The organism is Candidatus Binatia bacterium (genome assembly GCA_029243485.1).
Taxonomy (GTDB): domain Bacteria; phylum Desulfobacterota; class Binatia; order UBA12015; family UBA12015; genus VGTG01.
Window position 1 is genome coordinate 99,597 of sequence record JAQWRY010000088.1, and the last position, 13,532, is coordinate 113,128.

Below are 13,532 nucleotides of genomic sequence, written 5' to 3' on the forward strand. Positions count from 1 at the left end.
GAATATGTGACCACTTCGAGTGACAAGGTCGCGTCCGTCGTCGTGACGGGGGCGTCCACGGGAATCGGACGTGCGACGGTGACCCGGCTCGATGGGGAGGGCTTCCGTGTGTTCGCCGGGGTTCGCAAGGTCGCCGATGGTGAGGCGCTGCGCGAGAGCGCCTCGTCGCGGCTGACCCCCCTCCTGGTCGACGTGACGGACGCGAGCAGCATCGGCTCGGCGGCGGAGCACGTCTCGGAGCAGGTCGGAGCCGGCGGGCTCGCGGGTCTCGTCAACAACGCCGGGGTTGGAGTGGGCGGCGTCCTCGAGTTTCTCGACATCGAGCAGTTCCGCGATCAGCTCGAGGTGAACCTAGTCGGCCCCGTCGCGGTCACAAAGGCGTTCTTGCCGGCGATTCGGCGAGGTCGCGGCCGCATCGTCAACATCAGCTCGGACAGCGGCTTCCTGTCGACACCCTTCGCGGGTGCGTACTGCGCGTCGAAGTTCGGGCTCGAAGCCGTGAGCGACGCGCTTCGTCGGGAGCTGCGGCCCTGGAATATTCCGGTCGTCATCGTGGAGCCCGGTGTCATCGCCACGCCGATCTGGGACAAGGTCCGCCTCGACGCGAAGGGGTTGCGCGCCGGGCTGCCGGACGAAGCGGTTGGGTTGTACGGAGCGATGCTCGACAAAGTCGAGTCCTTCGTCGAGCAACAAGTGTCGGCCGCGATTCCGCCCGACGCCGTCGCCGACGCGGTGCACAGAGGACTCACTGCTCGCCGGCCGAAGCTGCGGTACCCGGTCGGGAACGATGCGAAGATGATGCGCTGGGTGACGCGGCTCCTGCCCGCGCGTGCGGTGGATGGGCTCGTCGCAGGAATGATCTCGCGCGCGTGAAGCGAACGCGCGACGCGTTGCGGGGAAGGTTTTCGAACGTCGTCTTTGCGGCGCTTCTTTGCCTGGCGCTGCCGTGCTCGGCGACGGGAGCACGGGCCGCGATGCCGTCCGACCAAGTCGTCTTTCTGCTCGAGTACATCGGCTCCGACTACGCGCTCGCCGTGGAGGGAGGCCGTGTGGTGAACGCGTTCGAGTACGCCGAGATGCTCGATTTCACGAAGGTCGTGGCCGAGGAGTACGCCGCCGTCAGGCCGGGTGGTGAGGGAGAGCTGCCGCTTCGCCTCACGCAGCTCGGGGAGCTGGTTCGGAGGAAGTCGCCGGCTCACGAGGTGCGAGCGCTCGTCGGTGCGGTCGTGCCGATGCTCGCGGAGGCGCTCGGCGTTTCTTCCTGGCCGGACCGCACGCCGGACGTTGCGCGTGGGCGCGCTCTCTACGCAGGCGACTGTGGCCCGTGTCATGGCAGCGCTGGTCGCGGCGACGGCTGGGCGGCGCCGGGGCTCGATCCGCCGCCGACGTCGTTCCATGAGCCGCGGATGGAGGGGGTCTCTCCCCACCAGATTTCAGGCGCGATCCGGTACGGTATCCCGGGAACGGCGATGCCGTCTTACGGGCACGCACGGGGCGTGGATGAGATCTGGGACCTCGCGTTCTTCGTCGCTTCTCTCGGTCGAGCGGGCAGTGTCGTCCGACCGGCCGACGGGGGAAACGCAGGGGAGGCGCCTGCGGCGGAGTCGGCCGGGATCAACCTCGCGGGCGCACGGGACCTCGAGCGTGCGTTCACCTCGGTTGCCGAGCGGGTCTTTCCCTCGGTCGTCGGTGTCACCGCGCTCGCCGCGGACGACGCGGGCTCGGCGCCGGATGTGGGGCGACCGACGAAGTCAGGTGGTTGGTCCCGGGCGCGCGGCGTACGTGCGCGGAATCCCGGCTTCGCTCCGGTCGGCGCGGGCAGTGGTTTCTTCGTCGCGAACGACGGTACCCTTCTGACCGATCTCCACTTCCTGGTGGATCCGGCGACCGGTCGGCCGGCAGAACGCATTGAAGTCGAATTCGGTGATGACCGCCGGGGGCTCGCGCGCGTGCTCGGCGTCGAGCCGATGATCAATCTGGCCGTCCTGAAGGTCGGTCTGCCGATCGAGACGCCGGTCGCGCCGGTCGGGGACAGTGCGGGGGCGCGTGTCGGGCAATGGGTCATCGCCCTCGGTGATCCTCCCGGAGTGGAGCGTACGTTTGTCGCCGGCTCGCTCTCCGCGACCCCCCGGCGCGAGTGCTACCAGGAGGAACCCGCGGAGACGCTGTTCCAGACGTCGATCTGGATTGAGGCGGGCGGCTTCGGTGGTCCGGTCGTCGATCTTGCGGGAAGAGTGATCGGGGTCGCACAGCCGAAGCCCGGCGTGGAACCCCAGGCCGGGATGCCGAGTGCGCTTCGCGTTCTGCCGATCGAGCTCGCGCTCACGATCTACGAGGCGCTCGCGACCGAAGCGAGCGAGATCTCCCCGTGGCTCGGCTTTGCCATCCTGGAGCTGAGCCGCGACTTGCGCCGCCGGATCACGAAGGCGCCGCGTACGGGTGTGTACATCGACGACGTCTTCGATCCGAGCCCCGCCTCGCGCGCCGGAATCCGGGCGGGCGACGTCCTGACGTCGATGAACGGCAACCGGTTGCTCAGCGTCGCCGATTTCCAGCGCTGGCTGTACCTCTCGGGCGTTGGCGCGACCGTCACGCTCGAGCTCTACCGCGACGGGCGCCTCATCGAGAAGCAGGTGCCGATTGAACAACGCCCCGCGCACCTGGTGCCGTAGGGGCCTTCCCCCAGAATGTGATACCTCTGTCCGGCAGGCGCAGATGCAACTCCGCGACGGTACCTTCGGGCAAAAGGCCCTTTTCGCGCTCCTGGTCGGGATCTACGCCGTAGGTGTCGCCCTCGCAGTAGCGGACAAGTTCGAGCGGGTTGGTGCGCCTACGCCGGGATGGCGGATGGACGGAGCGACCGTGTCGCCGACCACACCGGAAGCATCGGGGGCGGGCCTGCGCGGTGGGGGGCGCCTCGTTGCGATCAACGGCGCGTCGGCCGCCAGGATCAACGAGCCCGGCGTCGTCCGGGAGATGCTCGGCGAGACGAACACGCTCGACTTCGTCCGGCCTGGCGGGGCGCCGGCGGCCGTGACGATCTCAGTCGATCGTTGGAGCTGGCGCGGTGTCGCGTTCACCGAGGGCGGCACCGACCTCATCGCCCTGCTGTTCATGGTGCTCGGGCTCACGACTTTCGCTCTGCGGCCCTACGAGCCCGAGAGCTGGGCGCTTTTGGTCGTATCTTCCGTTGCGGGAGGCCTGCTCACCACGCAGCTCATCCCGGGGTTGGAAGACGACGCGCTGCAGTACCTTTATGCCGCGACGGTGCTCGGCATCGCCGACGCGGCGCCGATCCACGTGGCGCTGGCGTTCCCCGTCGTTCATTCGATCCTACGCGAACGCGTGGCGGTCTTGTGGGGGCTCTACGGCTTTGCCACGGCGAAGGTCGTCTTCGGGTGGGCCGCCTGGTTCGCGCAAGATCCGGAGTTGATGGGCCTGTCGAGCGGTCTCGGTACGTTTCTCTTCCTGGGTGCCACCGGGTTCTGGATCGTTCGGAGCGCCGCCCTTGCCCTAAAGGGCGACGCCGCTGTGGCCCAGCGTGCGCGCATCTGCCTCTTGGGTGCGTTTTCCGGTCTCGCGCCGGTTGGTCTCTTCGGGCTCGGTCGCGACGTCTTCGATGGCGCGACGTTCGATAGCCGATACGCCTACTGGGCCCTCGGGTTCCTACTGGTCGCTCTCTCTCGCATCACGTTGCGCCACGAGATCATGAACGCGCGGACTGCTGTTCAGCAGGCGGTGCTCTACACGTTTGCGGTCGTCGCGCTGACCACTGTTGGCGTGGTCCTCATGGCGGGCAACCCGTTGCTGGTCGTCGGGCTGATGTTTCCGGTGCTCTACTTCTGGCCGCGCTTCGACGCGTACCTCCGGGCGCGCCTCTATCCGAAGCGGGCACGTTTCCCGGAGATCATCCGAGAGATCGGCGGCGAGATCGAGGGTTCGACCACCATCGAAGAGGTGCTCGACATCCTCGCGCAGGCGCCCAAGCGTCTCTGTGACGCCGAGGGGGGTGTCGTCATGATCTTCCCCGGTGCGCCACTCGCCCCGGCCGGTGTTCTGCGCACCAACGGTGTCGCGGTCTCCGCGGACATGGCCTCCTTCGAGCACGAGCCGCTGATCGAGCTTTTGAAGGCCACCAGGCGGGAGGTCGCGCGAGATCGCATCGCAGTCGAGCCGCAGTACGCGAGTTTGCAAGGCGAATGCCATGCCGGCTTCGACCTTCTGGGGGTCGATGTGCTCCTGCCGATCTATCACCATCAGCGCGTGATCGGCGCGTTGGGGCCCGGCCCCCGGGTCCGCGGCGACGTCTACGAAGCGCCGGAGATCGACGCGCTGTTCTCCGTGACGCAGCAAGCCTCGCAGGCGATGCTGCGCGTGCAGGCGACGGAGATGCTTCACGCGCGCGAGATGGAGTTCGCGGACCTGAAACGCTTCTTCCCGCCGCAGATCATCGATCAGGTGATGGCGCGCGGCGGTGCCGCGGAACTTCGCAGTCAGCGCAAGATCGTAACCGTGTTCTTTGCCGACCTGCGGGGCTTCACGTCGTTCTCCGACAGAGTCGAGCCCGAAGAAGTGATGGCCACCTTGAGCCAGTTTCACGAGGCGATGGGCCGACGTATCGCGGAGTTCGCCGGCACCGTCGAGCGATTCACCGGGGATGGCATCATGGTCTTCTTCAACGATCCGGTGGACCAGCCCGACCACGCGCAGCGCGCGGTGAGCATGGCTCTCGGCATCGAAGAGGATGTGGGGCGCTTGCGCGAAGAATGGACGAGGAAGGGATACGAGATCGACGTCGGCATGGGGATTCATACCGGCTACGCGACGTGCGGTTTCATCGGTTACGAAGGCCGCCGTGACTACGGCGTGATCGGCAACGTGACGAATCTGGCGGCGCGGCTGAGTGATGCGGCCGGCCCCGGGGAGATACTCATCACCGCGGGCGTTCGGAATGAGCTTTCAGGCGGTCACGGCCTGGAGCCTGCTGGGGAACTCTCGTTGAAGGGCTTCCATCAGTCGCAGCTCGCGTTCCGCCTTTTGCCGGGCGACCCCGCCGTCACGCGGTCTTGAATCGCCGCTCCGTCCGGCGCGTCCCGTGTTCCAGCTGTGGGGGCCCGCCGCCCGAGGACGGTTGCGCGAACTGCGGCGGAACGGGTCTGCTCTGGATTGGCGTCGGGACGGGAACCTTGTCGGACCGGGGATTGCGTCGGCTCGATGGCGGGTCCGGCGAGGCTCAGCCGGTGGGCGTCGGTGGGCCGCTGGGCTGCGGTGCGAGCAGCTTCGTGCGCTCGAGGAATCGCAGAGCGGCCGCCCGGATCTGTTCGAGCTCGCTGGGCTCGAACCAGCCGTGGGCGGCGCCGTGAATCGTTAACAAGTCGACTCGGTCGCCGGCCGCCTCGAGCGCCCGGGCTAGTCGTTTCGATTGGTCGTACGGGACGACGGCGTCCGCGTCTCCATGGATGATGAGGATGGGCGGGGCACCGGAGTGGACGTAGGTGAGCGGCGACAGGCGCCGTGCGCGAGAGACGCTACCGTTTGGGATCCACTGTGAAGTGAACGGGCGAGCGTTGGGCCCCACCAAGAGGTCGGCGACGTCACTCACCCCGTAGAAGTCCATCACGCCCCGAATCGTTGGGCGTGGTTCGCCGAGATCCTTCGGTGGGAAGAAGATGCCGCTTGTCTCGGTGAGTCCGACGAGTAGGGCCAGGTGCCCGCCGGCCGACACGCCGGCGAGCCCTACGCGGGTTGGATCGAGGCCGTGGTCACGGCCCTCCCGGCCGATCCAGGCGAGGGCTCGGAACGCATCTTCAATCGCTGCGGGCTCCGGGGCCTTCGGGGCCAGTCGGTAGTCGGCCGTGACCAGGGTCAGGCCCCGGCGCACGTATGGCAACATGCTGGGCCAGACTTTGTTCCATTCGCGACTGCGCCCGCGCATCCGGGCGTCGTCTTCGGGGACGGCGTCCCGCCTCCCTCCCGAGACCCAACCGCCGCCGTGGTAGAAGAGGAGAACCGGTTGTGGCTCGTCGCCTGCGTCGCTGCGTCGGTAGACGTCGAGGTGCAGGGCTTCACCTTCGACCGTTGCGTATGCGATGTCGCGCAGGACGGTGATGCCGGCCATCGGGTCCGGCGTCACGGTGGGTGCGGCGGACGCCGAGGGGTCGGTCGTCGCCCGTGCGTCGCCGGTGAGCGCGAGCGCCGCGAGCACGAGTGCGATGAGGGGCGCGCGCTGGGTTCTCTTCGTATTCGTCACCGGCTGGGGACGCGCGTCAGAGGGGCGGTCCGAGTCGGATCCGACGTCGTAGCGAGTCCGCCTTCACCGGGTCGAGCATCTCGAGCGTCTCGAGCTGAATCGCGGCGTCGTTCGTTCGACCCATGCGCGCGTAAGTTGTTCCGAGGTTGTAGTGCGTGTTGGCGTCGTCGCCGTTCAGCAGAAGCGCCTTTCGGTACGCTTCGACGGCTTCGGGATACAGCTGCTGGACCGTGTAGGTGTTGCCGAGGTTCGTGTACGCGTCGGCCGACTCCGGGTTGATCCGAAGGGCTTCTTTGAAGGTCATGGCGGCCTTCGGGTATTGCTCGACCGCGTAGTACGCGAGCCCGAGGCTGATCCATGCTTTCACGTAGCCGGGGTCGATCGCGGTCACGCGAGTGAGGACCTTGATCGCTTTGTTGGGCTGACCGATTTCGGTGAGCACGATACCGAGGTTGTTGTACGACTTGCGATGCGTCGGGTCGGTCTTTATCGCGTTCTCGAACGCCTTCGCAGCGCGGTCGTAGTCCCGCGTGCGGTAGAACTCGTTGCCGACGTTGTACCAGGCCTCGACCAGGTCCGGCTGGAGTTGGAGCACCTTGCGGTACTCCGCGATCGCTTCGTGGTGCCGGCCCGCGTACGAGTGGGATTCGGCCGCCAAGAAGTGCGTTTCGACCGGGTCAGGGCCGCTGTCGACCTCGGGCGGAGGCTTCTTGGCCGAGCAGCCGGCGACGGCCAGCGAGGCTGTCAGGAAGAAGGCTAGGAAGGCCCATCCGCGCCGCCGTGGGCGACGTGGCTCGTAGGAGCGCGTGCGAATACCGATCACCGTCCGGACATCTTACGGTCCGAGGCTGGATTGTCGAGTGTCGGCGGTAGTTTCCGGCTTCCCATGATCGGCGATTCCGTCCCGCTCGACTTCGCTCGGCCGGGCCCCGATACTGGCGGGTGCCGGCCCTGGGCCCTGGCCGGCATTCGGAGGACATTGCGAATGACTACGGTGGAACTGTTGGCAAAAGCTCGCGAATCGGGTCAGGAGAAGGCCAAGGGGGGCGCGGAGAGCGCTGCCGCGAAGCCCGACGTGCCGCCGACGGGCACGGCGGACGGCGGCGAGGTCGATCTTTCGGCGCCCGAGTTCTACCTGAACCGCGAGCTCACCTGGCTCTCGTTCTGTTCAAGGGTGTTGCACGAGGCAGAGGATGAGCGGAATCCGCCGCTCGAGCGCCTGAAGTTCCTCGCGATCGTGAGCTCGAACCTCGACGAGTTCTACATGAAGCGCATCGGTGGGTTGAAGCAGCAGGTCGCCGCCGGAGTTCGCCGGACGACGGTCGATGGCCTGAATCCGGCGGAGCAGATCGATGCCTGTCAAAGCGTCGTTCGCGCGATCGACCGACGACGTTCGAAGATCCTCGTCGAGCTGCGCCGAGTTCTGCGCGACCACGGAATCCGCCTCACGTCGATCGACAAGCTCAGCGATAAGGAGCGCTCGGTCCTCCGCGAGCACTACCTCCGCGAGATCTACCCGCTCGTGACGCCGCAGGCGATGGACCCGGCGCACCCGTTTCCGTTTGTGTCGAACCTGTCGCTGAATCTCCTCGTGACTCTGCGCTACCAAAAGGAGCCGCTGCACTCCCTGGCGCGGGTAAAGGTCCCGGTCGGGGCGGGTATCCCGCGCATGTTGCGGGTCGGGGGGCTGGACGTTTTCGTTCCGCTCGAGGACGTGATCGCGGACAATCTCGATCTCCTCTTCCCGGGGATGGAGGCCGAGCAATCGGAGCTCTTCCGCGTCACCCGAAACGCGAACACCGAGCGCGACGAAGAAGAGGCCGACGACCTCCTCGCCCTGATCGAATCCGAGCTGCGGGATCGGAAGTTCGCACCGGTCGTCCGGATGCAGGTGGGCGAGGGGATGTCGCCCCAGCATACGAGCATGCTGGCGAACGAGCTGGGCCTGGATCTTTCGGACGTCAGCGAGGGGAAGGGCCGGCTCGGCGTGGCCGATATGTTCGAGATCGCACGGCTCGACCGCCCGGAGTTGCGCGATCCTCCGCACCATCCGATCGATCATCCCGAGCTCACGCGCGATCGGAACATCTTCCACGTCATCCGTGATGCCGGGTCGATCCTCCTGCAGCACCCGTACGAGTCGTTCACGTCGTCCGTCGAGCGGTTTCTCTACGAGGCCGCGCACGACCCGAAGGTTCGCGCGATCAAGATGACCCTCTATCGCACCTCGGCCGAGACGCGCGTGATCGATCATTTGATCGAAGCGGCTCGCAACGGGAAGCAGGTCGCGGTGGTCGTGGAGCTGAAGGCTCGGTTCGACGAGTCCTCCAACATCCAGTGGGCCAGTCGCATGGAGGAGTTCGGAATTCACGTCACGTACGGCGTGGTTGGACTCAAGACGCACTGCAAGACGATCCTCGTCGTTCGCCAGGACTACACCGGGCTGCGCCGATACGCGCACATCGGCACGGGCAACTATCACTCCGGGACGGCGCGCATGTACGCCGACCTCGGTCTGCTCACCTGCGACGAGTCCATCGGCGAGGATCTGACCGAGCTCTTCAACTACCTCACCACCGGCTACAAGCCGCGACGTCGCTACAAGCGCTTGCTACTCGCCCCAACGACCCTGAAGCAGGGCCTCATCTCCCGGATCGAGAAGGAGGTCGAGCATCACCGCGCCGGACGCAAAGCCGGGGTCCAGATGAAGATGAACGCTCTGGAGGACGCAGACGTCACGCGGGCGCTTTACGACGCAGCCCACGCCGGGGTGAAGATCGATCTAATCGTCCGTGACACGTGTCGCCTGCGACCCGGGATTCCCGGGGTGACCGAGAACGTCCGCGTCGTGAGCATCGTCGGACGCTTCCTCGAGCACACCCGCATCGTGCACTTCGAGGGAGGTGGCGAGCCCGAATACTGGATCGGCTCGGCCGACTGCATGCAGCGCAATCTAGAAAGTCGCGTCGAGGTCTTGTGTCCGGTGGACGATCCTCGACATCGCGAAGAGATCCAGTCGATCCTCGATCTGCAGCTGGCCGACCAGCGCAGCGGTTGGGTGATGGACGCAAACGGAAGCTACACCCAGCGCCAGCCGAAGAAAGATCGGAACGAGCCCGGCTCGCAGGACGTTCTGATCGAGCGTGCGGAGAAGCGGTTGCGCTCGGCGACCCGGTTGCGCAAACGAAAGCCCAAGGGCATCGCCCGCCGGACCTTTAGTCCGTCCTGACGCTGCCGATCCCGCCTTTTTGGCCCCTTCCTCTCGAATGTGAGGCCCCGCTCTCGTATCAGGGGGAGATCGTACCGCGCTCCGGCGCGGCCTCATTCAACTGAGAAGAGACATGCTTGGTCAGCTGCTTTCGCCCGAAATCGAAGAGTACCTGACGCGCCGCGACTTCGCGGGGTTGCGTGAGGCACTGTCTCGTCTCGAGACGCCGGAGATCGCAGACATCGTCGGAGAGCTTCCCGCGGAGCAGCAGGCGCTCGTCTTCCGGATCCTGCCCCGAGAGCTGGCCACGGAAACGTTCGAGTACCTGGAGCAGGAGCCGCAGAAGGAGCTCGTGGAGCGGCTCGCCCAGGAGCAAGTCACCGCGATCCTGAACGACATGTCTCCCGACGATCGTACCGCGCTTCTCGAGGAGCTCCCGGCGACCGTCACGCGGCGGCTTCTGAACAATCTGACGACCGAAGAGCGGAAGATCGCTTCCTGGCTGCTCGGCTATCCGGAGGATTCGATCGGTCGTCTCATGACGCCCGACTACGTCTCGATCGAACCGCATTGGTCAGTCGAACAAGTTCTCGAGCACATCCGCCGTTTCGGTCAGGACAAGGAGACCCTGAACGTCATCTTCGTGACCGACGACAACGGTCATCTGGTCGACGATCTGCGGATTCGCGAGCTGCTCCTCGCCCAGAAAGATACGAAGATCAGTGACCTGACGGACAGCTCGTTCGTGGCGCTGAAGGCGACTGACGATCAGGAGACAGCGATCGAGCTCTTCCGGGAGTACGATCGGATTGCTCTCCCCGTGACCGATACCGAGGGCAACCTGATCGGCATCGTGACCGTCGATGACGTTCTCGACGTGGCGGAGGAAGAGGCGACCGAGGACATCCAGAAGATGGGTGGTTCGGAGCCTCTCGACGATCGCTACCTGGATGTGCCGGTCTGGGGTCTCATCCAGAAGCGTGGTCGTTGGCTGGTCCTGCTCTTCCTCGGGGAGATGCTGACCGCTTCCGCGATCGCCGCTTACGAGGCGCAGCTGGCGCAGGCGGTCGTGCTGGCGCTGTTCATCCCGCTCATCATCTCGAGCGGTGGGAACAGCGGCTCGCAGACCGCCACGTTCGTCATCCGGGCCATGGCGCTCGGTGAGGTGGAGCTGCGCGATTGGAAGCGAGTGTTTTGGCGGGAGCTTCAGTCGGGGCTCGCGCTCGGTAGCCTGCTGGGCACAATTGGCCTCGCCCGGATCTTCTTGTGGCAGCAGATCTTCGGGTCGTACGGCGAGCATTGGTTTCCGCTCGGCATGACGATCGGAATTGCGCTGGTCGGGGTGGTGCTGACCGGCACGTTGTCGGGCTCGATGCTGCCATTCCTCCTGCGCTGGCTCGGTCAGGATCCTGCGGCTTCTTCGACGCCTTTCGTCGCCACGCTGGTCGATGTGACCGGCATCCTGATCTACTTCACCGTGGCGTCGTTTCTGTTGGCGGGCACGTTGCTCTAAGTTCGTTCCCATGACGAAGGGAATGCAGACTTTGGCGTCTCTTGCGCTCGCGGTTGCTCTGACTGGTTGTCCCGGCAATGCGGCGGAGGAGATGCTCGACACGGCGCAGCTCGAGGAGGTTCAGGACAACCCCAAGAACGCGCGCAAGATCTACAGCGACATCATCCAGCGGTATCCGGATTCGCCGCAGGCCGACACGGCTCGCGCCCGGCTCGCCGCTCTCGAGGAATGAGCGTCCGCGCGATCGCCGGCGCGCTGGTCGGTTTGGCGCTGGCCGCCCCTGCTCTCGCGGCCGGCCGCGCGCGGACCGAGCCCTTCCTGGTCTCGACGACACCGTACGAGCTGAACGACGACACGAGGCCGGTCGCCCGTGACGTGAAGCGACAGGAAGATGGGGCGGCGCGCGTGAGCGTCGCAGGGGTTCGTGTGCCCGAGGGGGCCGAGCTGGAGGCGTGGTTCGCCCTCCCCGGCGAGTCCCGGGGGACCTGGCGCGTCACGTTGTCCGCTTCGTCGGAGTCCGAGACGGTCGAGAGCGTTCAGATTGTCGAGGAGTCCGCGCGAAGCGGCTGGCGACGTGTGGGGATGGGCGTCGCTTCGCTCGAGCAGGAAGAGGTCCGGGTGGAACTTCGAGCCGACCCGGTGGCTGGGGCGGTGGGGCGGCCGGTCTTGGGCGCACCGCGCTTCGTGGTGCGGCGGCCCGAGGTGAAGGTGCCTCGGAACGTCATCGTCGTCTCCCTCGACACGCTGCGCGCGGACCGCATGTCGTCGTACGGCGCGCAGCGAGAGACGAGCCCGCAGATGGATGCGCTCGCAGCTGCAGGCGTGCGCTTCGAGACGGCGCTCGCTCCTGCCAGTTCGACGCCGCCGTCCCACATGTCGATGCTCACCGGCACGAGTCCCTGCCGGCACGGCGTCTGGGGCGTGCACCTCGAAGACACCATGTCCGACGAGATCGACACTCTGGCCGAGATCCTCGGGCGGGACGGTTACGCGACGGCCGCCATCACCGAGAACGCGTACATGTCTCCGCCGTACGGCTTTGCTCGTGGGTTCGATTCGTACGTCGAGTTGAAGCAGATGGTCGCCGACCGCAACTCGCCGTCGCCGGGCGTCATCACGCCGACGGGATACGGCCCAAAGACGTTCCGGGCCGCGGGGGAGTGGCTGCGCGACAACGCTGCGCGTCAGTTCTTCCTGTTCGTGCACACCTATCAGGTGCACGGCCCACGCCGGCCATCCGGCGCATATGCAAAGCTCTTTGCGGAAACGCCCGAGACCGGTGTGCGGAACCCGGGATATGATCCAGACTTTCACGACCTTCGGCGGTACGACCAACTGGTGCGCCAACTCGACGATCTGGTCGGAGGGTTGGCGCAGCAGATCATGGCGCTCGGTTTGGCCGACGAGACGCTCCTCGTGCTGACGTCGGACCACGGGGAGGCGTTCTTCGAGCACGGGGACCACGGCCACGGCTGGTCGGTCTACGGTGAGGTTCTCCGCGTCCCGTTGATCTTCTGGGCGCCGGGTCTCGCGTCCCCCGGGGTGGTTCAGGAGCCGACGGGCCTCGTTGACCTCGTGCCGACGGTGCTCGACCTGGTCGGCCTTCCCGTGCCCACGGGGCTCGACGGCAAGAGCCGCGCCGCCTCCGTGCGAAATTCCGGTACTGCGTCGGCGGCTTCCCAGACGTATTACGCCGAGACGGCGCCCGGGAACGTGCGCGCGGTCCGCACCGCGCGGTTCAAGATCATTCGCGGCGAGGATTCGAGCGACGAGACCCTCTTCGATCTGCGCACGGACGGTTCCGAGAGCGCCCCGATCGCCCTCGGCGCGAGTGCGCTGCCCGCGAACCTTCAGGCCGACGCCGCTGAGATCGAGAGCTTGCGGACGGAGCTCGACCTGTTCGCGGCACAGTGCCGGGACCAGAGGGCTGCCGCGGCCGCGCGGCGGGGCACCGCCGCCGAGCTCGATCCGGTCCGTCACGAGAAACTCAAAGCGCTAGGCTATGTCGAGTGAGTTTGCTAGCGAAGACCTAGCAGGGCCGAATGGTTCAGCGATTCACTGGCAAGGAGCAACGGATGACCAACCCGACCCGATCAACTGCGTGTTTCTTGGTGGCTTTGTTTCTCTCGGCTGCCGCTGTCGACTCCGTCGCGCTTGCCGACGACGATGAGGCGTGGAAGAAGCTTCCGCCCGGCCCGATCCGCGATCGGATCGAGTTGATGGAGAAGATCGGCGCCGACGCCAAGGCGATCAACGATGCGATCAAAGCCGGCACGCCGGCCGAGGCGGCTGCGCCGGCCGACAACATCGTTTCTCTGATGCCGAAGTTCGATGCGCTCTTCCCCGAGGGCAGCACGGCGGAAGAGTCGCGGGCCAAGAAGAACATCTGGGCCGCCTGGGACGAGTTCGAAGCGTTTTCGAGCTATCTGAAAGACGCTGCGAGCGAGGTAGCCACCGCAGCGCGCGATGGCGGCGACGTGAAGGCGGCGAGCCGCAAGATGTTCAAGAGCTGCAAGTCCTGCCACAAGAAGTTCCGTCTTCCGAAAGACGACGAGTAGGTC

General features: G+C 66.2%; 10 protein-coding genes. 8 read left to right on the forward strand and 2 right to left on the reverse strand.

Going from position 1 to position 13,532, the window contains the following annotated elements:
* Positions 1–6: 6 nt before the first annotated feature.
* Genes P8R42_28900 through P8R42_28910 form a run of 3 tightly spaced genes read left to right on the forward strand, consistent with a single transcriptional unit; the run spans position 7 to position 5,070 of the window.
* Complete coding sequence (locus tag P8R42_28900) at positions 7–873, forward strand: SDR family oxidoreductase (protein MDG2308616.1); 867 nt, start codon at positions 7–9, stop codon at positions 871–873.
* Positions 870–2,672, forward strand: a complete 1,803-nt coding sequence (locus P8R42_28905; protein ID MDG2308617.1) for a trypsin-like peptidase domain-containing protein — start codon at positions 870–872, stop codon at positions 2,670–2,672. The genes P8R42_28900 and P8R42_28905 overlap by 4 nt, the downstream gene beginning before the upstream one ends.
* A 43-nt stretch (positions 2,673–2,715) precedes the next feature.
* Complete coding sequence (locus P8R42_28910; protein ID MDG2308618.1) at positions 2,716–5,070, forward strand: adenylate/guanylate cyclase domain-containing protein; 2,355 nt, start codon at positions 2,716–2,718, stop codon at positions 5,068–5,070.
* Between the two features lie 163 nt (positions 5,071–5,233).
* Here the strand turns inward: P8R42_28910 and P8R42_28915 are convergent, their stop codons facing one another.
* Together P8R42_28915 and P8R42_28920 are read right to left on the reverse strand one after the other, a co-directional pair.
* Positions 5,234–6,250: an alpha/beta hydrolase gene (locus tag P8R42_28915; GenBank protein ID MDG2308619.1), complete on the reverse strand. Its 1,017-nt coding sequence runs from the start codon at positions 6,248–6,250 to the stop codon at positions 5,234–5,236.
* Positions 6,251–6,266: 16 nt separating this feature from the next.
* Positions 6,267–7,073, reverse strand: coding sequence for a tetratricopeptide repeat protein (locus P8R42_28920; GenBank protein ID MDG2308620.1), 807 nt, complete (start codon positions 7,071–7,073; stop codon positions 6,267–6,269).
* Between the two features lie 162 nt (positions 7,074–7,235).
* On the opposite strand from P8R42_28920, the gene ppk1 reads away from it, so the two are divergent.
* The 5 genes from ppk1 to P8R42_28945 all read left to right on the forward strand — a co-directional run bounded on the left by ppk1 (position 7,236) and on the right by P8R42_28945 (position 13,529).
* Positions 7,236–9,479: a polyphosphate kinase 1 gene (ppk1, locus tag P8R42_28925; protein MDG2308621.1), complete on the forward strand. Its 2,244-nt coding sequence runs from the start codon at positions 7,236–7,238 to the stop codon at positions 9,477–9,479.
* 112 nt (positions 9,480–9,591) lie between these two features.
* On the forward strand, positions 9,592–10,971 hold the full coding sequence (mgtE, locus tag P8R42_28930) for a magnesium transporter (protein MDG2308622.1): 1,380 nt from the start codon (positions 9,592–9,594) through the stop codon (positions 10,969–10,971).
* A 10-nt stretch (positions 10,972–10,981) separates the two neighbouring features.
* Complete coding sequence (locus P8R42_28935; protein ID MDG2308623.1) at positions 10,982–11,203, forward strand: hypothetical protein; 222 nt, start codon at positions 10,982–10,984, stop codon at positions 11,201–11,203.
* A complete protein-coding gene (locus P8R42_28940; protein MDG2308624.1) occupies positions 11,200–12,984 on the forward strand; it encodes a sulfatase in 1,785 nt (594 codons plus the stop codon). The genes P8R42_28935 and P8R42_28940 overlap by 4 nt, the downstream gene beginning before the upstream one ends.
* A 62-nt stretch (positions 12,985–13,046) precedes the next feature.
* A complete protein-coding gene (locus P8R42_28945; protein MDG2308625.1) occupies positions 13,047–13,529 on the forward strand; it encodes a cytochrome c in 483 nt (160 codons plus the stop codon).
* The last annotated feature ends 3 nt before the right edge of the window (positions 13,530–13,532 follow it).